Origin of the sequence: Pseudomonas sp. BJa5, from assembly GCF_030272875.2 — a bacterium.
In the GTDB taxonomy this organism is placed as follows: Bacteria; Pseudomonadota; Gammaproteobacteria; order Pseudomonadales; family Pseudomonadaceae; genus Aquipseudomonas.
The window spans coordinates 35,510-56,467 of record NZ_JALRNG020000029.1 but is presented as its reverse complement, the minus strand read 5'-3'; the positions used below and the strand labels follow the sequence as shown (position 1 = coordinate 56,467).

Genomic DNA, 20,958 nt, shown 5'->3' with positions numbered 1-20,958 from the left:
CACAGCCTTGGCCGGATGCTGGGTGCGACTCAGTCCTGACGGCTGGTCACTTCCAGCAGGTGGTAGCCGAACTGGGTCTTCACCGGGCCCTGGACGGTGCCGACCGGGGCGCTGAATACCACGGTGTCGAACTCCTTGACCATCTGGCCCGGGCCGAACGAGCCCAGGTCACCGCCCTGGCGGCTGGACGGGCAGGTGGAGTTGGCCTTGGCGATTTCGGCGAAGTCGGCGCCAGCTTCGATCTGGGCCTTCAGTTCGTTGCACTTCTCTTCAGAGGCAACCAGGATGTGACGGGCAGTGGCTTTGGCCATGGGAGTTACTCCTTTGCAAGAAAGTGCCGAGACTACCCGATTGCCAGCGGTTTTGCCTGCGCAATGTCACGCAATGCGCTTGCCGCCTGGCGCAACAGGGCTTCAGTGCCCTCCCAGCCCAGGCAACCGTCGGTGATCGATACGCCGTATTTGAGCGGCTCCTTGCCCAGTGCCTGGCAGCCGTCGAACAGGTGGCTCTCGAGCATCATGCCGATCAACGAACGATCGCCCTGCAGGCGTTGGTCCAGCACGGCGTTGAACACCTCGGGCTGACGCAGCGGGTCCTTGCCGCTGTTGGCATGGCTGCAATCGACCATGATCCGTGCGGCGACGCCGGCCTTGGCCAGGCCCTGGCGCGCCATGGCGATGCTTTGCGCGTCGTAGTTGGGGCCCTTGCTGCCACCGCGCAGCACCAGGTGGGTGTCGCGGTTGCCCAGGGTCTCGATGATCGCCGGGAAGCCCTGCACGTCCATGCCGAAGTGGCGGTGGCTGTGGGCGGCGCTGCGAATCGCGTCGCAGGCGATGCCGACCCCGCCGTCGGTGCCGTTCTTGAAGCCCACGGGCAGGTCCAGGCCGCTGACCATCTCACGGTGAATCTGCGATTCGGTGGTGCGCGCGCCAATGGCCGCCCAGCTCAGCAGGTCGTCGAAGTAGCCGGCCGCCATCGGTTGCAGCAGCTCGGTGGCCACCGGCAGGCCGGCTTCGAGCATGGCCAGCATCAGGCCGCGGGACAGGGCGATGCCGCCGTGCATGTCGTCGCTGCCATCGAGGTGCGGATCGTAGGCCAGGCCTTTCCAGCCGACGGTGGTGCGCGGTTTTTCGACGTAGGCGCGCATCACCAGGAGCATCTGGTCGCTGACCTCGGTGGCCAGTTGTGCCAGGCGCTGGGCGTATTCGCGGGCCGAGCGTGGGTCATGCAGCGAGCAGGGGCCGACGATCAACAGCAGGCGTGAGTCTTTTCCGTCGAGGATGGCGCGTATGGCCTGGCGATGGGCCTGGACCTGGGCGGTGAGGGCGGTGGACAGCGGCATTTGCTGCTTGAGCAACAACGGGCTCGGCAGGCGCTGGCTGACGGCGTTGTTGGCAGCGGTGGGTTCGGACAGTGGCAGAGCGAGAGTGGACGATTGCATGTGCTGGTATCCCTGGGCGGATGGCGGGTTCTGGCCCGCGCTGTCGGCCCTATCGAGGTGTTCGACAGATGGCCTGATTGGCGTCTTGTGTAGGTGTGCCACCAACAATTGACCGATCGGAGGCGGCAGACTGGCCCGAACGGGATTGGCTAAATCGCCAGGCGGTAAAGCTTGGGTAACGGTAATAGGTGGCGTAGTTCATGGGGTAATCCTCGGTGTCTGTTCGGTTGTCGTGGGGCCTTGAAAAACAAAACCCCCGGTCGGGGGGCCGACCGGGGGTTGAGTATTCTCGTGTTCGGCGGCCCCTTGAAAGTGGGCGCCGGTGTGGGTATCAGCGGCGCCTGTGGCTAAACCAATACCCAAAATAAAATGCAGCGGGAGCCGCCGTCGCGCACTCGGCCACAGCCAGCACAGGGCGCGACAGGCGACCGGTGTGACGAGCGTGAGTGAGGGGGGTGTGCGACATGGGACTCTCCAGTTGATGAGCCCGAGCTTACTTCAGGCTTGGGCGTGGTTTCAATGGCTAATTTGCATGAGTGTGATATGTGCCGGCTATTTGGGGCTGCTTTGCAGCCTATCGCGGCGCAAGGCCGCTCCCACAGTGCATACCCGGACACTGTGGGAGCGGCCTTGTGCCGCGATTACGGCTAGCGCCGCAGGTAGGCGGTGAAGTCGATATCGCCGGCGCTGAGGATCGCCTGCACCCGGTTGTGCACGTTGAGCTTGCGCAAAATCGCCGAGACGTGGGCCTTGACCGTGGTTTCGGCGATGTCCAGGTTGTAGGCGATCTGCTTGTTCGACTCGCCCTTGGTCATGCGTTCGAGCACCAGCAGTTGCTTGCGGGTCAGGGCCTGCAACAGTTCGGGGGCAAACCCCGGGTGCTCGCCCTGGCTGCGGCGGCTGCCGGTCTTTTGCGTGCGGATGATGTCCGGTGGCAGGTAGACGTTGCCATTGAGGATCTGCTCGATGGCCTCGGTCATCTGCGAGCGCGGCGAGGATTTGGTGATGAAGCCGACGGCGCCGTAGGTGATGGCCTGCAGCACGATCTGCTTGTCCTGCTCGGCGGAGACGATCACCACCGGCACCGTCGGTGCCTCGTTGCGCAAGTTGATCAGGCCGCCCAGGCCGTGCATGCCGGGCATGTTCAGGTCGAGCAGGATCAGATCCAGGTCGTCGTGCACGGCGGTCAGGGCCAGGGCGCTGTCCAGGTCGGCGGTCTCCATCACTTCGCTGCCGGGAAAGCCATCGCTGATCACATTGTGGATGGCCTCGCGAAACAACGGGTGATCGTCGGCGATCAGAATCTTGTACATGGCTTTGCACCTTATTGTTGTGGTTGTCGCTGCACCCCTTCATTACAGGCCAGTAACAGCGCTTTGGAAATGCGACCATCGACAACTGAAACAGTACCAAAGTAGTAGTCCGACGGGGATAGCCGCGCCCTAGCATTGAGCAAGATTGTCTACGGCTGACCCGAGGAGCGCCGCCATGGCCATTTTGCTGGTCGACGATCATCCGCTGCTGCGCCTGGGCCTGGCCCGGGTGCTGGAACAGGGCCTCGAAGGCCTGGCCATCGTCCAGGCCGGCAGCGGCGAAGAGGCATTGCTCAGGGTTGCCGAACAGGTGCCGGGGCTGGTGATCATGGACTACGAGTTGCCGGGCATCAGCGGCCTGGAAACCACCCGCCGCCTGCGCCAGCGCCTGCCGCAGCTGCGGGTGCTGTTCTTCAGTGAACACCGGGAACTGGGGCTGGTGCGCCAGGCGCTGGATGCCGGTGCCTGTGGCTTTTTGTCCAAGGATGCCGAGCCGGGTGTAGTGCTTGAAGCGGTACGCCGGGTGTTGAGTGGTCATGCCTATATCGAGCAGTCCCTGGCCACGGAACTGGCGCTGCAGGTGCCGGGCAGCCATGCCCGTCTGCAGGGGCTGACCCCACGGGAAATCGAAATCTTCCGCCTGCTGGCCAAGGGCAGCTCAAGCCGGGTGATCGCCCGGCAGCTGTGCCTGAGCAGCAAGACCGTATCCAACTACCTGACCCTGCTCAAGAGCAAGCTGCAGGTCGGCTCCCAGGCCGAGATGGTGCACCTGGCCATCGAGACCGGCCTGCTGAAACGGGTAGCCTAGTTCCAGCTGTCGGGGCAGCCCTGGCAGCCTTCCATGTTGCTGTCCTGGAAGTTGGCGTAGTGCTGGCGACTACCGCGCAGGTCGGCGCCTTCCAGGTTGCTTTCGCCCAGCTTGGCCTCCTGCAGGTTGGCGTCGGCCAGGTTGGCGCCCTTGAGGTCGGCCTTGCTCAGCCAGGTCATTTCCAGGTCGGCGGCTTGCAGGTTGCTGTTGTGCAGGCGTGCGCCGGAGAGGCGGGCGAACTCGAGGTAGGCGGCGGCGAGGTTGGCGTCGCTGAAGTTGGCGCCCTGGCCGAACAGGCCCCAGCCTTGTACGGCGAGCAGGGTCGCGCCCTGCAGGTTGGCCAGGCGCAGGTTGCTTTGCTGCAGGCTGGCGCGGGTCAGGTTGGCGCCTTGCAGGTTGGCTTTTTCCAGGTTGGCCAGGTCCAGGCGGGCGTGGCGCAGGTTGGCGCCGCGCAGGTCGGCGCCGGCCAGGTTGATCTTGCGCAGGTCCTGGTTGCTCAGGTCGGCACCGCGCAGGTCGGCGTTGGGGCACTGGCTTTCCTGGGCGATCAGGCAGCCGTTGATGGAGAGCGGGGTGTCGTCGCTGGCGAAGGCGCAGGGCAGGGCGGCGGCGAGTAGCAGGGGAAGGTATTTCATGGCGATCTCCTGTGGCCGTGGAATGGTTTTCGCGGGGCAAGCCCGCTCCTACGGTAGGAGCGGGCTTGCCCCGCGATGCGGTCAACGCTGGGCGGTCTTGGTATCCCAGGCCGGAATCTTGAACACCCAGAACGAACCACCCTGGGCCACCGGCTTGGTCAGCTCGGCCATGTCGCCACCCCACAGCGGCACCGCGCCGCCATAGCCGACGGTGACACCGATGTACTGCTCACCGTCTTGTTCCCAGGTGATGGGCGGCGAGACGATGCCGCTGCCGGTCTGGAATTTCCACAGCTCTTCGCCGGTCTTGGCGTTGAAGGCCTTGAAGTAGCCATCGCCGGTACCGGTGAACACCAGGTTGCCCTTGGTCGCCAGCACGCCGGCCCATAGCGGCAGTTTTTCCTTGTGTTCCCAGACCATCTTGCCGGTGCTCGGGTCCATGGCGCGCAGGGAGCCGACGTGGTCCTCATACATGCGCTTGATGCGGAAACCCATGCCCAGGTAGGCCGAGCCCTTCTTGTAGTTGACCTCCTCGGTCCAGTATTCCTCTTTCCACTGGTTCGACGGCACGTAGAACAACCCGGTGTCCTGGCTGTAGGCCATGGGGTTCCAGTTCTTGCCACCGAGGAACGGCGGCGAGACCTCCACCGGCTTGCCCTTGGTCTGGCCGGGCTCGGGCTTGGCCGGACGCTGGCCAGGGTTCTCCACGGGACGTCCGGTCTTGAGGTCGATGTGGCTGGCCCAGGTGATGTTGTCGGAGAACGGGAAGGCGTTCTTGAGCTTGCCGTTGGTGCGGTCTACCACATAGAAGAAGCCGTTGCGGTCGGCGTGGGCGGTGGCCTTGTACTGCTTGCCGTCCTTGTCCTTGTAGTCGAACAGCACCAGTTCGTTGTTCCCGGAGAAGTCCCAGGCATCGTTGGGGGTGTGTTGGTAGAACCACTTCACCTCGCCGGTACTCGGGTCGACGCCGACCTGGCCGGAGGTATACAGGCTGTCGTAGTCGTGCGGGTTGCCATCCTTGGCCGTGCGCGCCCAGGTGTTCCACGGACCGGGGTTGCCGGCGCCGACGATGATGGTGTTGGTCTCGGCATCGAAGCTTGCGCTCTGCCACGGGGCACCGCCGCCATGGCTCCAGGCCTGGACCTTGCCAGTCTCGGTGCTCGGATCATCCGGCCAGGACGGCGCCTTGACGTCGCCGGTGGGGGTGCTGTCCTTGCCGTTCAGGCGACCCATGTGGCCCTCGACGAAGGGACGCATCCACACCTCGTCACCGGTTTCCGGATCGCGGGCGAACAACTGGCCGACCACGCCGAACTCATCGCCGGAGCTGCCATGGATCAACAGCACCTTGCCGCTCTTCTGGTCCTTGATCAGGGTCGGGGCGCCGGTCATGGTGTAGCCGGCGCCGTGGTCGCCGAACTTCTTCTTCCACACCACCTTGCCGGTGTCCTTGTTCAGGGCGACCACCTGGGCATCGAGGGTGCCGAAGTAGATCTTGTCGCCATAGATCGCTGCCCCGCGGTTGACCACGTCGCAGCACGGGCGGATGTTGTCGGGCAGGCGGTGGGTGTAGGTCCACAGGCGCTTGCCGGTCTTGGCATCGAGGGCGAACACCCGCGAGTAGGAACCGGTGACGTAGATCACCCCGTCGTTGACGATGGCCTGGGACTCCTGGCCGCGCTGCTTCTCGTCGCCGAAGGAGTAGGACCAGGCCGGGGTCAGCTTGAACACGTTCTTGTCGTTGACCTGGGCCAGCGGGCTCCAGCGCTGGGCGTTGGTGCCCATGCCGTACTGCAGCACGTTGCCGGTGCTCTTGTGGTCGTCGGCGATGTCCTCCCAGCTCACCGGCTGGGCGAAGGCAGGGGTGCCCAGGGCCAGGGTGCCGAACAGCAATACGGCATGCACGGCGGCAGACAGTGGTGAGCGAGTGGTGGGTAACGATCTTATTGTCATGGTTGGAGTTCCCAGTGAAGGTTTTGGCCTGTCTAGCCTGGAACGCCAGCGCCCTGCTTGATACGGAAAAACTCCCGCTCACGGCGGGAATACTTCCCAAACGGCCCCTGATTTGGCACTGCTCCTCAAGCCCTACGACCAAGGGAGTAGAACGCGACCTCCAAAGCAGCATGGGGGGCGCAGCGGCGGCTGCCTAAGCTGTCGGACAACCTTTCAGCCGAGAGGGGTTCGCGTGCAAACAGCAGTCGAGGGCAGAACAATGACAACAGCAAAAAACGCCTGGTTGAGCCTGATCGTGGCCGGCAGCCTGATGAGCAGCGCCGTGGTGCTCGCCCATGGCAACGTCACACCGACGGCAGTCAATACCGGCAATCTGGAGAAACTCGGCGAAGAGTGGCGAACGGAAAACCCTTATCGCAATAGCAAGGACCACGACGAGGCGGTGGCGATTGGTGCGTCGGCCTACAACCAGAACTGCGCGGCCTGTCATGGGCTCGAGGCCAAGTCCGGCGGCATTGCCCCTGACCTGCGCCTGCTCGATGAAGGCGCTGCCGGAGATGAGTGGTTTGTCGAGCGGGTGCGCAACGGCGCTGTGCGCGATGGCCGGGTGTACATGCCGAAGATGGCCGACTACCTGAGCCAGGAGGCGCTGTGGGCCGTGCGCAGTTACCTGGACAGCGTGCACGTCACCGAGTAACCCTGGTAGGCGCGGGCATGCTGTGGGAGCGGGCTTGCCCCGCGATTCGATGTGGCTGACACACCGCAATCGCGGGGCAAGCCCGCTCCCACAGCAAGCCCGCTCCCACCGACTGCAGCTGTGTCACAAGGCGTAGTGCTTGAGCTCCCGGGCAATCAGCATGCGCTGGATCTCACTGGACCCTTCGTAGATCTGGGTGATCCGCGCATCGCGGTAGTAGCGCTCCACCGGATAATCTTCCAGGTAGCCATAGCCGCCATGCACCTGGATCGCCTTGGAACACACCCGCTCGGCCATCTCCGAGGCGAACAGCTTGGCCTGTGACGCCTCGCTCAGGCACGGCTTGCCGGCGCTGCGCAGGCGCGCGGCATGGAGGATCAGCAAGCGCGCGGCATTGATCTGCACCTGCATGTCGGCCAGCAGGTTGGCGATGCTCTGGTGCTCGTTGATCGGCTTGCCGAACTGGATACGGTCACGGGAGTAGGCCAGCGCCGCCTCGAAGGCTGCCCGGGCGATCCCCAGGGCCTGGGCGGCGATGCCGATGCGTCCGCCTTCGAGGTTGGACAGGGCGATGGCCAGGCCCTTGCCACGCTCGCCGAGCATATTGGCGGCCGGCACGCGGCAGTTGTTCAAGGTCACCGCGCAAGTGTCGGAGGCGCGGATGCCCATCTTGTGTTCGCTGCGATCGACCACGAAGCCTTCATTGTCGGTGGGCACCAGGAAGGCCGAGATGCCTTTCTTGCCCAGTTCCGGGTCGGTGACCGCAAAGACGATGGCCAGGCCCGCGCGACGGGCGTTGCTGACGAACTGCTTGGCGCCGTTGATGACCCACTGGTCGCCCTGCAGCTCGGCACGGGTGCGCAGGTTGTGCGCCTCGGAGCCGGCCTGGGGTTCGGTCAGGCAGAAGCAGCCGATCACCTCGCCAGTGGCCAACGGTTGCAGCCAGGTCTGCTGCTGGTCGGCGTTGCCGTAGGCGAGCAGGGGGCCGCAGCCCACCGAGTTGTGGATGCTCATCAGCGCGCCGGTGGCACCGTCGCCAGCGGCGATTTCTTCCACGGCCAGGGCATAGGCGACATAGTCGGTGTAGCTGCCGCCCCATTGCTCGGGCACCACCATGCCCAGCAGGCCGAGCTCGCCCATCTTTTTGACCACGTCGTTGTCGATCCAGCCGGCCTTTTCCCAGGCCTGGGCATGGGGCGCGATCTCGCCGCGGGCAAAATCCCGGGCCATGTCGCGGATCATGATCTGTTCTTCAGTCAGTTCAAGGTCTTGCATCTGCGTACTCCAGCCCTTACAGGCCTTCGAAGAATTGGTCGACGCGCGAGCGGTTCAGGTCGGCGAGGGAGGCCAGGCTCCAGCGCGGCTGCTTGTCCTTGTCGATGATCAAGGCGCGCACGCCTTCGATCAGGTCGCCATGGTCGAACCACTGCCGGTCCAGGTGCAGCTCCATCTTGAAGCAGTCTTCCAGGCCCAGGTGACGGCCGCGACGCAGCATCTCCAGGGTCACGGCCATGGCCAGTGGCGAGCGAGTCTCCAGCAGGTCGGCGGTTTGCAGTGCCCATGCGTGGCTGTCGGCCACGGTCACGGCCCGCAGTTGTTCAACGATACTGCTGGCGTCGGGCAGGGCAAAGAAGTGGTCGATGGCCGGGCGCAGGCGGGCCAGCGGGGCGTCGTCGAGGGTCTGGGTGCCGAGCTTGGCCAGCACGCCTTGCAGGTCCTTGAGCGGGTGATCGCCAAACTTCAGGGTATCGAGGCGCTCGTCCAGCAGGGCCAGCTTGCTGCTGTCCAGGTACCAGTCGGCGAGGCCGCAGTACAGCGCATCGGCGGCCTGGATCTGCACGCCGCTGACGCCCAGGTAAGTCCCCAGTTCACCGGGAATGCGCGACAGGAAATAGCTGCCGCCTACGTCGGGGAAGTAGCCGATGCCCACTTCCGGCATGGCCAGGCGACTGCGCTCGGTGACCACGCGCAGTTCGGCGCCCTGGGCCAGGCCCATGCCGCCGCCCAGGGTGAAGCCGTCCATCAGGGCCAGGACGGGCTTTTCATAGCGATGGATGCACAGGTCGAGGGCGTATTCCTCGACGAAGAAATCCCGGTGCAGGCTGTCGCCGGCCTTGTAACTGTCGTATAGCGAGCGGATGTCGCCGCCGGCGCAGAAGCCCTTGGGGCCGGCGCCACGCAGGACCACGGCCTTGACCTGCGGGTCGTTCGACCAGGCGTCGAATTGCTGCTGCAGGCGGCGGACCATGTCCAGGGTCAGGGCGTTGAGGCCGGCGGGGCGGTTGAGGGTCAAGTGCCCGATGTGGTTACGGACCTCGGCCAGAATGGTCGCCTCGATGGGCGGTTGCGCGTGCGCGGTCATCGCTGTCTCCCTGCTTTGTTATTGATTTTCCACGTGAATTATCACGATCTGGATAAGCGCTAGAGGATCGGGGGATCCTAGCAGTGCAAATTTGCCCAGTACAATCGATAAAACTGCAGTTTGAGTCTGCATTTTTGCACGCCAGGCGCGCCTTCCGGACCCGTAGCAGACACTTTAGCCTTGCGACCCGGGCGGGCAGGGTCGTAGTTCCGTCCGTCAGGCCTGCACACGCCCGGCCCAAAGCAGTGGCTTTGTGCCGCCAAGGCAGCGTATGGCCCTGCGGCATGGCTTTCGATAATCGCCTCCGACATCGGTTCCCCTGATCGCGGAGAGCGTCATGCACAACAATAACAACCGCCGTATCCTGCCCCTGCTGACTGGCCTGGGGGCCATGAGCCTCGGCTCGCTTGCCTGGGCCGACATCATGCTCTATGACAAGGACCAGACCAGCTTTTCCACCGACGGCTACATCAACGCCTTCTACGTCAACAGCGACATCGATCGCGCCGGCGAGCAGTACGACCGGCGCCAGTCGCGGGTGAAGATGGGCTTTTTGCCCAACACCCTGGGCTTCAACATGAGCCGCCAGGCCGATGAGTTGAAGCTGGGGGCACGCGCCTCGTTCTGGGTGACCATCAACGACAGCGAAACCAACGGCACCGACACCGCCATCGACGTGCGTCAGTTCTATGGCACCGTGGCCAACCCCGAGTGGGGCGAAGTGCTGATCGGCAAGGACTTCGGCCTGTTCGCCCGTTCCAACATCCTGCTTGACGAACTGCTCGCCGGCTACGGCCAGGTCAGCGACACCCTGGGCCTGGTCGATGGCGGCGGGGTGTCGTTCGGCAACATCGGCAGCGGCTACCCATACCCGTTCCCCACCTCGCAGATCACCTACCGCACGCCGGTGATGGAGGGGCTGCGGGTGGCCGTGGGCATCATGGACCCGGTCGACACCAATGACGACAGCGAAGTGGGCAAGGCCTACCAGGAAAACCCGCGCACCGAGAGCGAGATCACCTACCAGTTCGACCTGGGCGGCGCGCAGATCTACAGCTGGGTCAACGGCAGCTACCAGACCTCGGACAACACCGACAGCAGTGTCGACTCGGTAACCTCCAAGGGTGTTGGCTACGGTGTGCAGGCGAAAATGGGCGGTTGGTCGTTGGCAGGTTCCGGCTTCACGGCCAAGGGCATCAACCCATTCTTTACCAACAACGCCGGCGAAGCGACCCTGCGCGAGGTGGACAGCACCGGTTACCTGGTGCAGGGCTCCTACCGTTTCGGCAAGAACCGCCTGGCGCTGTCCTACGGCAAGACCAAGGATGACGGCAATGGTGCGGTGAACACCGGGGCCGATTATGAGACCCGTGGCGTTGCCCTGTTCCATGACATCAACGACCACCTCAAACTGGTGGCCGAGTACAACCAGTTCGAGATTGACGGCCACGAGGGTGATGCGCAGAACGAGGACACCGACACCCTGGCGCTGGGGGCGGTGCTGACCTGGTAGCGGGCTCTGTGGGAGCAACTGTCTTTGTGGGAGCGGGCTTGTCCCGCGATTGAACGCACCGCCATATCGCGGGGCTAGCCCGCTCCTACGCCTTGACCAACGCCTTCAGCGCCGCTTTCGCCTGCGGGGTATGCAGGCGTTCGATGAACAACAGCCCCTCACGCTGCACCGTGGCTTCCAGCTCCGCCCGATGGGCATCCTTGAGCAAGCGCTTGCTGAGCCGCAGCGCGTCCTGCGGCAAGGCTTGCAAACGCGCCGCCAGTTGCCGGGCCGCGGCCAGGCACTGCTCGCCATCGTCGTGCAGCTCGTTGGCCAGGCCCCAGGCAACGGCCTCTTCGCCCGTGAGCAATTCATTGCACAGCAACAACCGAGCGGCGCGGGCATGGCCGAGCAGGCGCGGCAGCAACAGGCTGGAGCCGAACTCCGGGCACAGGCCCAGGGGCACGAAGGGCATGCGCAGCTTGGCCGTGCGGCTGACCAGCACCTGGTCGCAGTGCAGCAACAGGGTGGTGCCGATACCGATGGCCGCGCCCGAGACGGCGGCAATCAGTGGCTTGTCCAACGCCATGACCACCCGCATCAGGCGAAACACCGGGCTGTCCATGTCGCTGGGCGGGTTGTCGAGAAAGTCCTTGAGGTCGTTGCCGGCACTGAAGCACTGCGCGCCGCCGGTGATGAGGATCACCTCCACCTGCGGGTCTTCGCCGGCCGCCAGCAGCAGGTCGCCCAGCTGGCGGTACATGGCGTTGTTCAGGGCGTTGAGCTTGTCGGGACGGTTGAAGGTCAGGGTCAGCAGGCCCTGGTCCAGCTCGCGGGTGATCAGGTCGTTCATGAAGTGCCTTTTATTGTTGTTGTCGCAGGGTCAGAAGGTCGGTGGCGTGATCACCCAGATGACCACGGCATCCACTTCGCCAGGGTTGCCGTAACGGTGTGGCTCCTGGCTGGAAAAACTGAAACTGTCGCCTTCGCTGAGCTGGAAATAGCGCTCGCCCACCCACAGCTCGAAGCTGCCGGCCAGCAGGTAGCCGGCTTCTTCGCCTTCGTGGCTGTAGCTCTCCTGGCTGTAGGTGCCCGGCGGAAAGCGCGAGTGGAGGATTTCCAGCTGGCGGTTGGGCTGCGGGGTCAGCAGCTGGTCGACGATGCCGTCCTCGTAGTGCACGCTCAGGCGACTGTGCTTGCGCACCACGTAGCCGTTGTCGTCGGGATCGGTATTGGCTTCGCTGGCGAAGAACCACTGGATAGTCACGCCCAGGCTGCGGGCGATGTTGAACAGCGCTGGGATCGACGGGTAGGAGAGGTTGCGTTCCAGCTGGCTGATGTAGCCGGCGGTCAGCTCGCTCTGCTGCGCAAGCTCGGCCAGGGTCATGCCCCGGCGCTTGCGCAGGCCGCGAATGCGGGTGCCGAGAAACTGCGGGGCGGCGGTGCCTTCCTGGCTCGCCGCGGGCGGCGTCTTGCTGCTGTTGCTCATGGCGTGCTCCGAACCGCAGGGTCAAAACGCCGGAGTATAAACAGCCTCACAGGGTCCAGGCGACCTTCAATCCGTCGTAGACAGCTTCTTCGACGGTGCGCGGGGCCAGGCAGTCGCCGATGCGCTTGACCTCGACCACACCGCGCAGCTCATCGGCCAGGGTGTCCACCGGCTGATGCCCCTGGCACAGCACCAGGGTGTCGATGTCTTCGAAGATCATCGGTTCGCCGCTGGCGGTGTGTTGCAGGTACACCGTGTTGTCGTCGCAGCCGTAGAGGCGGGCATAGGGGGTGATCGGGATGCCGAGCTTGTGCAGCTCGCCGGCCATCTGGTCACGCACGTACAGCGGCAGGCTTTCGCCGCAATGGGTACCGTTGACCGCCAGTTGCACCTGGTGCCCGGCGCGTACCAGGCGCTCGGCGATGCCCGGGCCGATCCAGTCGCAGCGCCAGTCGACCACCAGCACCGAGCGGCCGAGGCTGACCTCGTCGCGCAGCACTTGCCAGGCGTCCACCACCTGCAGCTCGCCGCCGCGCTCGAAGGCCGGCCAGTAGGGTTCGGCGCCGGTGGCGACGATCACCAGGTCTGGCTGTTCACGTTCGACCAGGGCGCGATCGACCCGGGTGTTGCGCACCACCTCGACCCCGGCCAGTTGCATCTCGCGCTGCAGGTTGGTGCTAGCCCCGCCGAACTCGGCGCGCCGCGGCAGCAGTTGCGCCAGCTGCACCTGGCCGCCCAGTTGCGCGCTGGCTTCATACAAGGTCACCTGATGCCCACGGGCCGCCGCCACTGCCGCGGCCTTCATGCCGGCCGGGCCACCTCCGGCGATCATGATGCGTTTACGTGTGGTGGCCGGTTGCAGTTGGCCGAACTGTTGTTCACGGCCGGTTTCCGGGTGCTGGATGCAGGAGATCGGCAGGCCGCGGTGGAAGTGGCCGATGCAGGCCTGGTTGCAGGCGATGCAGGCGCGCACATCTTCGACCCGGCCGCTTTCGGTCTTGCCCGGCATCTGCGGGTCGCAGATCAGGGCGCGGGTCATGCCGCAGACATCGGCCTGGCCACGGGCGAGGATCAGTTCGGCTTCCTGGGGCTGGTTGATGCGTCCGGTGACGAACAGCGGGATCGACAGGCTGGCCTTGAAGGTACCGGCTTCGCGGGCCAAGTAAGCGGCTTCGATGGCCATCGGCGGGACGATATGGATGGCGCCGCCAAGCGAGGCCGAGGTGCCGGCGACGATATGCACATAGTCCAGCGAAGCCTGCAGCGCCTGCACGGCGGCCAGGGATTCGTCTTCAGTCAGGCCCTCGGCGTCGCGCTCGTCGGCGCTGATGCGCAGGCCGACGATAAAGTCGGGGGCGGTGGCGTCGCGCACGGCGGCGATCACTTCACGCAGAAAACGCAGGCGTTGCTCCAGTTCGCCGTTGTAGCCGTCGGTGCGGCGGTTGACCCGTGGATTGATGAATTGCGCGGGCAAGTAACCATGGCTGGCGACCACCTCGACGCCATCGATGCCGGCCTGGTGCAGGCGCCGGGCGGCATCGGCGTAGCCCTGGACGATCTCGTCGATCATGCCCTGGTCCAGCGCCCTGGGCATGACCCGGAAACGCTCGTTGGGCACCGCCGACGCCGAGTAGGCCACCGCCAGCAAGCCATCGCTGGACTCCATGATCTCGCGCCCCGGGTGGAAGATCTGCGACAGCACCACGGTGCCGTGGGCATGGCAGGTCTCGGCCAGGCGACGGTAGCCCTCGATGCAGGCATCGTCGGTGGCCATCAGCACATGGGAGGTGTAGCGGGCGCTGTCGTGGACCCCGGCGACCTGCAGCACGATCAGGCCGACACCGCCTTCGGCGCGGGCCTTGTGGTAAGCGATCAGGCGCTCGTTGACCAGGTTGTCGGTGGGGATCGAGGTGTCGTGCCCACTGGACATGATGCGGTTTTTCAAGCGTTTGCCGCGGATTTCCAGCGGTTCGAACAGGTGCGTGAAGGTCGACATGCTGCGCAGGCTCCAGCGGGGTGTTGTTATTTTTTTCTATAGAAGTGTACCGCCAGTAAAAAATCAACTTGTTTTTTTACTTGGCTTTGACTAGCGTTCGAATCACCCCGCGTCCTGGGGCACACCTCACACAACAAGAAAACGGACCACGCCCGGCGTGGTACCAGCATGAGGAACCACTGATGACATCGAACCTGCTCAAACTGTCTCCCTGGCTGCTGGCACTCGGTATTGGCAGCGCCCAGGCAGCACCGGACATGGTCGTGGTCGCCTACGGCGGCGCCGGCCAGAAAGCCCAGGATGCGGCGATCTTCCAGCCTTTCAGTGCCCAGGACGGCAGCAAGTTGATCCAGAGCGAATACAACGGCGAAATGGCCCGCATCAAGGTGATGGTCGACACCGGCAACGTCGACTGGGACCTGGTGCAGATCGAAGGCCCGGACCTGATGCGTGGCTGTGACGAGGGCATGTACGAGCCGCTGGACTGGGCGCGCCTGGGCCATGCCGAACAGCTGATTCCCGATGCCGCCCAGGCCTGTGGCTCGGCCGCCCTGGTGTGGAGCGTGGCGATCGCCTACGACCGCAGCAAACTGGCCCAGGCGCCGACCTCCTGGGCCGACTTCTGGGACGTGAAGAAGACCCCTGGCAAGCGCGGTCTGCGCAAGCGCGCGGTGTACAACCTGGAATTCGCCCTGATGGCCGACGGGGTCAAGGTCGAGGACGTGTACAAGGTGCTGGCCACGCCCGCAGGGGTCGATCGCGCCTTCGCCAAGCTGACCGAACTCAAGCCGTATATCCAGTGGTGGGAAGCCGGTGCGCAACCGCCGCAGTGGCTCAGCGCCGGCGATGTGGTGATGACCTCCACCTACAGCGGCCGGGTGGCCGTGGCCGCGCAGCAGGGCAGCTCCCTGGCCCTGGTCTGGCCGCAAAGCCTGTACGGTATGGACTACTGGGCGATCATCAAGGGCTCCAAACATGCCGACCAGGCCAAGCGCCTGATCGCCTACGCCAACCAGCCGGACACCCAGGTGCGCTATGTGAACACCATTCCCTACGGCCCGACCAATACCCAGGCCGCGGCGCAACTCGATCCGGCCCTGGCCAGCTGGGTGCCGACCTCCAAGCAGAACCTTGAAGGGGCCTTGTCGATGAACGTCGAGTTCTGGGTCGATCATGGTGACGAACTGGAGGAGCGCTTCAACGCCTGGGCCAGCAAGTAACCCGCGGTGGCTGGACATCGAGCGATGTCCAGCCCTATTGTCAGCCCAGCCCTCAGCCTGAGAACAACAACCAATGAACCCGACTGAAACGGAAATCCGTCTGCGCCAGGAACTGGCCGCCTGCTACCGGTTGATCGCGCACTTTCGCATGACCGACCTGATCTTCACCCACATCTCGGTGCGCATTCCCGGGCCCGAGCATCACTTTCTGATCAACCCCTACGGCCTGATGTTCGATGAGATCACCGCCTCCAACCTGGTCAAGATCGACCTGCAGGGGCGTGCCGTGGAGTCGACCCGGTATCCGGTGAACCCGGCGGGCTTTGTCATTCACAGTGCCATCCACGGTGCCCGGGAGGATGCCCAGTGCGTCCTGCACACCCACACCAAGGCTGGCTGCGCGGTGGCCGCGCTCAAGTGCGGGTTGCTGCCGGTCAACCAGATTTCCATGGAGTTCTACGGCAAGGTCGCCTACCACGACTACGAAGGCATCGCCCTGGACATGGACGAGCAGCGGCGCCTGGTCGATGACCTGGGCGACAAACCGGTGCTGATGCTGCGCAACCATGGCCTGCTGACGGTGGGCGAGACGGTCAGCCAGGCGTTCCTGCGCATGTACTACCTGGAAAAAGCCTGCGAGATCCAGTTGGCGGCACAGGCGGCGGGGGAGATCCTGTTGCCGCCGGACGCCGTCTGCACCCATACCGAGCGCCAGTTCAACGAGCCGGCGCGGCCGTTGAAAGAGGGCGAGCTGAGCGATCCGGATGGCATGCAACTGGCCTGGGCGGCGTTGCTGCGGTTGCTGGATCGGGTGGCACCGGGCTATCGCGACTGATCGATACTTGTTGTACAGTCGTTCAGCTATGCGGCCTTATCGCGGGGCACGCCCGCTCCTCCGGCCTGTAGGAGCGGGCTGGCCCCGCGAAAGGGCCGCTGAATATTTTTACAGTCCCCTCGAGACCCGCCCATGACCCAGGAAGCCCGTTACAGCCGTATGGTCCCGGAATTGCGCAAGGCCAACCTGGTCGAAGCGACCCTGGTGTGCCTCAAGCGCCATGGCTTCCAGGGCGCCTCGATCCGCAAGATTTCCGCCGAGGCGGGTGTTTCGGTGGGGCTGATCAGTCACCACTATTCGGGCAAGGACGAACTGGTGGCCGAAGCCTACATGGCGGTCACCGGGCGGGTCATGGGCCTGATCCGCGAGGCCATGGCCCAGGCCGCACCCAACGCCCGCGAACGGCTGTCGGCGTTCTTTCGTGCCTCGTTCTGCGCCGAGCTGCTCGACCCGCAACTGCTCGACGCCTGGCTGGCCTTCTGGGGCGCGGTAAAGACCGCCGAGGCGATCAACCAGGTGCACGATCACTCCTACGGCGAATACCGCAACGAGCTGGGCCGGCTGCTGCGCGACCTGGCCCGGGAAGAGGGCTGGCAGGCATTCGATGCGGATCTCGCGGCCATCAGCCTGAGCGCCTTGCTTGACGGCCTGTGGCTGGAGTCGGGCCTCAACCCCGGTACCTTCACCCCGGAGCAGGGCATACAGATCTGCGAGGCCTGGGTCGACGGCCTGCAGGCCGGCGGGCGGCGGCGCTTCACCCTGACCGAGGGCTGTTGATCGGTTGTTCAACAAGGGGTAGGCTGCTGACGCGAGTCATAGAACAATTCCTATAAGAGACAACACGCAATGACGCCTCGGGTACTGATCGTCGATGACGATCCGCTTATTCGCGACTTGCTGCACGCCTACCTGTCCCGGGAAGGCTACGACGTCCACTGCGCCGACACCGCCGAGCAGGCCGAGCAGTTCCTGGCCAGCCACAGCGTCGACCTGGTGATGCTCGACATCCGCCTGCCGGGCAAGGACGGCCTGACCCTGACCCGTGAGCTGCGGGTGCGCTCGGAGGTCGGCATCATCCTCATCACCGGCCGCAACGACGACATCGACCGTATCGTCGGCCTGGAATGTGGCGCCGATGACTACGTGATCAAGCCCCTCAACCCTCGCGAACTGGTGTCGCGGGCCAAGAACCTGGTGCGCCGTGTGCGCCACGCCCAGGCATCGCGCCCGGCAGTGGCCAGCCCCCAAACCCTGAAACAGTTCGCCGACTGGGCGCTGGACGTCGACCGCCGCCGCCTGATCGACGCCCAGGGCGCCGAAACCTTGCTGACCCATGGCGAGTTCCAGCTGCTCAGTGTGTTCCTGCGCAACAGTGGCCACACCCTGAGCCGCGACCAGTTGATGGACCAGATCCGCAACCGCGAATGGGTGCCCAACGACCGCTCCATCGACGTGTTGGTCGGCCGCCTGCGACGCAAGCTGCATGACGACCCGGCCGAGCCGCAACTGATCATCACCATTCACGGCGCCGGTTACCTGTTCACCGCCAGCGTGGCGGCCTGACAGCCATGCGTCACCTGTTCGGGCTGCTGTCGCTGTTGCTGGCCCTGTCTGCACAGGCGGGTGAACGCATTCGCTATTGCGATTACCCGGTGTACCCGCCGGTGTCCTGGAGCGACGGCAAGCAGGTGCGCGGCCTGGCGCCGACCGTGGTCCGCCAGCTGTTCGGGCGCCTGGGCTATGAGGTGGAAATCGTCGTGCTGGGCAACTGGAAGCGCTGCCTGCTCGATGCCGCCGAAGGCAGGGTGGATGTGGTGCTGGCCTACAACAGCGACCAGCGCGACCAGGGCATGCGTTTTTCCAGCGTGCCGGTGCTGCGCGAAGAGGTCGCGGTGTTCTTCAATCGCCAGCGCCCGGTGAAGTTCGAGCGCCTGGAAGACCTGGCCAACTACCGGGGTGGCTTGCTGTTCGGCGAGAGCTACGGGGCCGAGTTCGATCGCTTCGTCGCCCGCCACCAGAACATCGAATGGGTGTCGTCCAGCCAGCAGAACTTCGGCAAATTGATTCGCGGGCGCATCGATTTCGTCATCCAGGAGCGGCGCACCGGCCAGCTGTACATTGAGCGCCTGCCGGGCGCCGAGGACATCCAGGTACTGCCCAGGGCCCTGAGCGTGGATTACCTGCGCGTTGCGGTGTCGCGCCATAGCGAGCTGAGCCAGCGCATGGCGCAGATCGACCAGGAGCTGCAGCGCATGACCGATGCCGGCGAGATCGAGCAGTGGCTTGCACAAAGCGAAGTCACCTACCGCGACATGATCAACCTGCCGGCGGATGCCCGATGAAGCGCCTGCACCCGGGCGGTTTGCTGCGGCGCCTGCTGCTGTTCATCCTGCTGTTCAGCCTGTGTTTCACCGTGCTGGCCAGCAGCGTGCAGCTGTATTTCGAGTACCGCCGCGAGATGCGTGACATCGACGCGCGCATGGCGCTGATCCGCGGCGGCTACCTGGCTAGCCTGGAACGCAGTCTCTGGGACCTCGACCAGGAGCAGCTCAATGTGCAGTTGCGCGGCCTGGTGGACTTCTCCGATGTGGCCCGGGTGCGCCTGACCAGCAGCGATTTCAACCTGCTGCAGGGCGAGGCCAATCCGCCCGGGCCGCTGCGCATCGAGCGCTTCGCCCTGGACTTCCAGCCGCCCTCGGGGCCGTTGCGCCATCTGGGCGAGCTGGAGGTAAGCATCGACCTGGGCGCGGTGCATCGGCGCCTGTTCGCCACCGGGCTGACCAGCCTGCTGTGGATGGGCGTGTTCCTCTGCGGCCTGGCGGTGGCCTTGTCGGGTTTGTTCTATCGCCTGGTGACGCGCCACCTCAAGGTCATGGCCGAGTTCGCCCGGCGTGTGGGCGCCGGTGACTGGCAGGAACCCTTGCGCCTGGCCAAGCGCCGTTCGGCGCGGCCCGACGAGATCGACACGGTGGCCAACGCCCTGGACGACATGCGCCGGGCGATTCTCAGTGATATCGAGCGCCGTGAAGAAGACCGCCTGGCCCTGCAGGACAAGCGCGACGAGCTGCAGAAGATGGTCGAGCGCCGCACCGCCAGCCTGATGCGCGCCAAGGACGACGCCGAGGCGGCGAACCTGGCCAAGTCGCGCTTTCTCGCCACCATGAGCCACGAACTGCGCACACCGCTCAACGGCATCCTCGGCATGGCCGAACTGCTGCGCGGCGCCGGGCTGCACGGCCAGGACAGCAAGCGCCTGGAGGCCTTGTACAAAGCCGCCGAAGGCCTGCTGACCATCCTCAATGAAGTGCTGTACTTCGCCCGCCTGGAAGAAGGCGAAAGCCGCCCGGAGCCGGTGGACTTCTCCCTGCGCCAGCTGTGCGACGAAGTGATGACCCTGCTCGAACCCCGGGCCCTGGGCAACGGCAGCACCCTGGAGTGCCGCATCGACCCGCACCTGGCCGAGCGTCAGCACGGTGCCGAGCAGTACCTGCGCCAGGTGCTGAGCAACCTGCTGGCCAACGCCATCAAGTTCACCGCGGCCGGGCAGGTCAAGGTCGCGGTCGAGGTGCTGGGCGAGCAGGGCGAGCGCCAGCACCTGCGTATCAGCGTCAGCGACAACGGCATTGGCATTGCCCCGGCGATGCAGGCCAGGATCTTCGACCGCTTTGTCCAGGCCAGTGAGGCGGTGGCCCGGCAGTACGGAGGCACCGGATTGGGCCTGGCAATCTGCAAGCACCTGGTCGAACAGCTGGGCGGACGCATCGGCCTTGAAAGTCATGAAGGGCAGGGCAGTTGCTTCTGGTTCGAGGTCGAGCTGCAAGGTTCCGGCGACAGCGCCGTTTCCCTGCCAAGGGCAAATCCGGTCGCCGCCCTGGACATCCTGGTGGTCGAGGATGTGGAGCTGAACCGCGAGGTGGTGCGTGGCCTGCTGCGCCGCGACGGCCATCGGGTGTGGCTGGCCGAGGAGGCCGAACAGGGCCGCGTGCTGTGCAGCCAGCGACGCTTCGACCTGATCCTGCTCGACGTGCACCTGCCGGGCATCAGCGGGGTCGAGCTGTGCCGGCAGATTCGTGCATCGCCGGGGCCCAACCGCGATAGCCGGATCCTGGCGTTGACTGCCAGTGTCCAGCCGGCGCTGGTGCGCAGTTACCTGGATGCCGGCATGCAAGGCATCCTGGCCAAGCCGCTGAAACTGGAGAGCCTGCGCCAGGCGCTGGCGCAGGAGATGCCGGTGGTCGAGCAACAAGAGGCCGACCCGGGCATGGACTGGGCGTTGCTGGAAACCCACCGCACCTTGCTCGGCGAACAGAAGGTCCAGGGCCTGCTGGCGGTGTTGAACGAGGCGATCGAGCAGCATCAGGCGGCGTTGGGCGAAGCGCTCAAGGCCATGGACTTTACCGAGATCACCCACCTGGCCCACCGCCTGGCCGGCAGCAGCGACTCCCTGGGTTTTCGCGGGCTGGCCGGCGTGTTGCGCCGCCTGGAAATAGCGGCGCTGAGCAACGACCCCCTGGCCGTACAGGGCCTGAATGCACCGCTCGACGCGCAAATGCAGCAGGCCAGGGAGACCCTGGAACAGCTGCTGCAGGGCTGACGTACAAAAAAGTTACGACTTTTTACATCTTCGATCTTTACGTACAACAGCACCTTACATCGCTTTCCAATAATCGACGTCAACCGCAGAGCACGCGGTCTTCGAAGCTTATTGGAGATAATA

19 protein-coding genes are annotated in these 20,958 nt (G+C 64.9%); 9 read left to right on the top strand and 10 right to left on the bottom strand.

Annotated features, from left to right (window positions below; genetic code table 11):
- Positions 1–29: 29 nt before the first annotated feature.
- The 3 genes from M2D63_RS17090 to M2D63_RS17080 all read right to left on the bottom strand — a co-directional run bounded on the left by M2D63_RS17090 (position 30) and on the right by M2D63_RS17080 (position 2,754).
- On the bottom strand, positions 30–311 hold the full coding sequence (locus tag M2D63_RS17090; protein ID WP_285864128.1) for a peptidylprolyl isomerase: 282 nt from the start codon (positions 309–311) through the stop codon (positions 30–32).
- Between the two features lie 32 nt (positions 312–343).
- A complete protein-coding gene (locus M2D63_RS17085; protein ID WP_285864127.1) occupies positions 344–1,441 on the bottom strand; it encodes a 3-deoxy-7-phosphoheptulonate synthase in 1,098 nt (365 codons plus the stop codon).
- Positions 1,442–2,088: 647 nt separating this feature from the next.
- On the bottom strand, positions 2,089–2,754 hold the full coding sequence (locus M2D63_RS17080; RefSeq protein ID WP_285864126.1) for a response regulator transcription factor: 666 nt from the start codon (positions 2,752–2,754) through the stop codon (positions 2,089–2,091).
- Positions 2,755–2,929: 175 nt separating this feature from the next.
- Here M2D63_RS17080 and M2D63_RS17075 point away from each other — a divergent pair, with 175 nt between their 5' ends.
- Entirely contained in the window at positions 2,930–3,562 is a 633-nt protein-coding gene (locus tag M2D63_RS17075; RefSeq protein ID WP_285864125.1) for a response regulator transcription factor, read from the top strand.
- Here the strand turns inward: M2D63_RS17075 and M2D63_RS17070 are convergent.
- Positions 3,559–4,197 (bottom strand): pentapeptide repeat-containing protein, encoded by a 639-nt coding sequence (locus M2D63_RS17070; RefSeq protein WP_285864124.1) that lies wholly within the window; start codon positions 4,195–4,197, stop codon positions 3,559–3,561. The genes M2D63_RS17075 and M2D63_RS17070 overlap by 4 nt on opposite strands.
- Before the next feature lie 81 nt (positions 4,198–4,278).
- Positions 4,279–6,150 (bottom strand): quinoprotein ethanol dehydrogenase, encoded by a 1,872-nt coding sequence (gene exaA, locus M2D63_RS17065; protein WP_285864123.1) that lies wholly within the window; start codon positions 6,148–6,150, stop codon positions 4,279–4,281.
- A gap of 310 nt (positions 6,151–6,460) precedes the next feature.
- Here exaA and pedF point away from each other — a divergent pair, with 310 nt between their 5' ends.
- Positions 6,461–6,847, top strand: coding sequence for a cytochrome c-550 PedF (gene pedF / locus M2D63_RS17060; RefSeq protein WP_405310421.1), 387 nt, complete (start codon positions 6,461–6,463; stop codon positions 6,845–6,847).
- A gap of 123 nt (positions 6,848–6,970) precedes the next feature.
- Here the strand turns inward: pedF and M2D63_RS17055 are convergent, their stop codons facing one another.
- Both M2D63_RS17055 and M2D63_RS17050 read right to left on the bottom strand, forming a co-directional pair.
- Positions 6,971–8,122, bottom strand: coding sequence for an acyl-CoA dehydrogenase family protein (locus M2D63_RS17055; protein WP_285864121.1), 1,152 nt, complete (start codon positions 8,120–8,122; stop codon positions 6,971–6,973).
- Positions 8,123–8,138: 16 nt separating this feature from the next.
- Positions 8,139–9,209 carry an enoyl-CoA hydratase/isomerase family protein gene (locus tag M2D63_RS17050; protein WP_285864120.1) on the bottom strand — a complete coding sequence of 357 codons (1,071 nt, stop codon included), beginning with the start codon at positions 9,207–9,209 and terminating at the stop codon, positions 8,139–8,141.
- A gap of 337 nt (positions 9,210–9,546) precedes the next feature.
- On the opposite strand from M2D63_RS17050, the gene M2D63_RS17045 reads away from it, so the two are divergent.
- Positions 9,547–10,722 carry a porin gene (locus tag M2D63_RS17045; RefSeq protein ID WP_285864119.1) on the top strand — a complete coding sequence of 392 codons (1,176 nt, stop codon included), beginning with the start codon at positions 9,547–9,549 and terminating at the stop codon, positions 10,720–10,722.
- A gap of 85 nt (positions 10,723–10,807) precedes the next feature.
- On the opposite strand, the gene M2D63_RS17040 is transcribed toward M2D63_RS17045, so the two are convergent.
- From M2D63_RS17040 to M2D63_RS17030, 3 genes are read right to left on the bottom strand one after another with little or no spacing between them, the layout of a single operon-like run.
- Positions 10,808–11,554: an enoyl-CoA hydratase gene (locus tag M2D63_RS17040; protein WP_285864118.1), complete on the bottom strand. Its 747-nt coding sequence runs from the start codon at positions 11,552–11,554 to the stop codon at positions 10,808–10,810.
- Positions 11,555–11,584: 30 nt separating this feature from the next.
- Positions 11,585–12,190, bottom strand: a complete 606-nt coding sequence (locus M2D63_RS17035; RefSeq protein WP_285864117.1) for a cupin domain-containing protein — start codon at positions 12,188–12,190, stop codon at positions 11,585–11,587.
- A gap of 46 nt (positions 12,191–12,236) precedes the next feature.
- Complete coding sequence (locus tag M2D63_RS17030; protein ID WP_285864116.1) at positions 12,237–14,186, bottom strand: FAD-dependent oxidoreductase; 1,950 nt, start codon at positions 14,184–14,186, stop codon at positions 12,237–12,239.
- 182 nt (positions 14,187–14,368) lie between these two features.
- Between M2D63_RS17030 and M2D63_RS17025 the strand changes: the two genes are divergently transcribed.
- The 6 genes from M2D63_RS17025 (at position 14,369) to M2D63_RS17000 (ending at position 20,835) form a co-directional block, all read left to right on the top strand.
- The gene (locus tag M2D63_RS17025) at positions 14,369–15,406 is read left to right on the top strand and encodes an ABC transporter substrate-binding protein (protein ID WP_285864115.1); all 1,038 of its coding nucleotides are present in this window, start codon (positions 14,369–14,371) and stop codon (positions 15,404–15,406) included.
- Positions 15,407–15,479: 73 nt separating this feature from the next.
- Entirely contained in the window at positions 15,480–16,241 is a 762-nt protein-coding gene (locus tag M2D63_RS17020) for a class II aldolase/adducin family protein (protein ID WP_285864114.1), read from the top strand.
- A gap of 132 nt (positions 16,242–16,373) precedes the next feature.
- On the top strand, positions 16,374–17,018 hold the full coding sequence (locus tag M2D63_RS17015; protein WP_285864113.1) for a TetR family transcriptional regulator C-terminal domain-containing protein: 645 nt from the start codon (positions 16,374–16,376) through the stop codon (positions 17,016–17,018).
- Positions 17,019–17,087: 69 nt separating this feature from the next.
- Complete coding sequence (locus M2D63_RS17010; protein ID WP_285864112.1) at positions 17,088–17,804, top strand: response regulator; 717 nt, start codon at positions 17,088–17,090, stop codon at positions 17,802–17,804.
- Positions 17,805–17,809: 5 nt separating this feature from the next.
- The gene (locus M2D63_RS17005; protein WP_285864111.1) at positions 17,810–18,583 is read left to right on the top strand and encodes an ABC transporter substrate-binding protein; all 774 of its coding nucleotides are present in this window, start codon (positions 17,810–17,812) and stop codon (positions 18,581–18,583) included.
- Positions 18,580–20,835, top strand: a complete 2,256-nt coding sequence (locus M2D63_RS17000) for an ATP-binding protein (RefSeq protein WP_285864110.1) — start codon at positions 18,580–18,582, stop codon at positions 20,833–20,835. Before M2D63_RS17005 ends, M2D63_RS17000 begins: the two co-directional genes overlap by 4 nt.
- Positions 20,836–20,958 lie beyond the last annotated feature (123 nt).

Bases quoted from the DNA above. Each gene is read 5' to 3' on its own strand.
- M2D63_RS17090 (WP_285864128.1), bottom strand. From the start codon at position 311: ATGGCCAAAGCCACTGCCCGTCACATCCTGGTTGCCTCTGAAGAGAAG.
- M2D63_RS17085 (WP_285864127.1), bottom strand. From the start codon at position 1,441: ATGCAATCGTCCACTCTCGCTCTGCCACTGTCCGAACCCACCGCTGCC.
- M2D63_RS17080 (WP_285864126.1), bottom strand. From the start codon at position 2,754: ATGTACAAGATTCTGATCGCCGACGATCACCCGTTGTTTCGCGAGGCC.
- M2D63_RS17075 (WP_285864125.1), top strand. From the start codon at position 2,930: ATGGCCATTTTGCTGGTCGACGATCATCCGCTGCTGCGCCTGGGCCTG.
- M2D63_RS17070 (WP_285864124.1), bottom strand. From the start codon at position 4,197: ATGAAATACCTTCCCCTGCTACTCGCCGCCGCCCTGCCCTGCGCCTTC.
- exaA (WP_285864123.1), bottom strand. From the start codon at position 6,150: ATGACAATAAGATCGTTACCCACCACTCGCTCACCACTGTCTGCCGCC.
- pedF (WP_405310421.1), top strand. From the start codon at position 6,461: ATGAGCAGCGCCGTGGTGCTCGCCCATGGCAACGTCACACCGACGGCA.
- M2D63_RS17055 (WP_285864121.1), bottom strand. From the start codon at position 8,122: ATGCAAGACCTTGAACTGACTGAAGAACAGATCATGATCCGCGACATG.
- M2D63_RS17050 (WP_285864120.1), bottom strand. From the start codon at position 9,209: ATGACCGCGCACGCGCAACCGCCCATCGAGGCGACCATTCTGGCCGAG.
- M2D63_RS17045 (WP_285864119.1), top strand. From the start codon at position 9,547: ATGCACAACAATAACAACCGCCGTATCCTGCCCCTGCTGACTGGCCTG.
- M2D63_RS17040 (WP_285864118.1), bottom strand. From the start codon at position 11,554: ATGAACGACCTGATCACCCGCGAGCTGGACCAGGGCCTGCTGACCCTG.
- M2D63_RS17035 (WP_285864117.1), bottom strand. From the start codon at position 12,190: ATGAGCAACAGCAGCAAGACGCCGCCCGCGGCGAGCCAGGAAGGCACC.
- M2D63_RS17030 (WP_285864116.1), bottom strand. From the start codon at position 14,186: ATGTCGACCTTCACGCACCTGTTCGAACCGCTGGAAATCCGCGGCAAA.
- M2D63_RS17025 (WP_285864115.1), top strand. From the start codon at position 14,369: ATGACATCGAACCTGCTCAAACTGTCTCCCTGGCTGCTGGCACTCGGT.
- M2D63_RS17020 (WP_285864114.1), top strand. From the start codon at position 15,480: ATGAACCCGACTGAAACGGAAATCCGTCTGCGCCAGGAACTGGCCGCC.
- M2D63_RS17015 (WP_285864113.1), top strand. From the start codon at position 16,374: ATGACCCAGGAAGCCCGTTACAGCCGTATGGTCCCGGAATTGCGCAAG.
- M2D63_RS17010 (WP_285864112.1), top strand. From the start codon at position 17,088: ATGACGCCTCGGGTACTGATCGTCGATGACGATCCGCTTATTCGCGAC.
- M2D63_RS17005 (WP_285864111.1), top strand. From the start codon at position 17,810: ATGCGTCACCTGTTCGGGCTGCTGTCGCTGTTGCTGGCCCTGTCTGCA.
- M2D63_RS17000 (WP_285864110.1), top strand. From the start codon at position 18,580: ATGAAGCGCCTGCACCCGGGCGGTTTGCTGCGGCGCCTGCTGCTGTTC.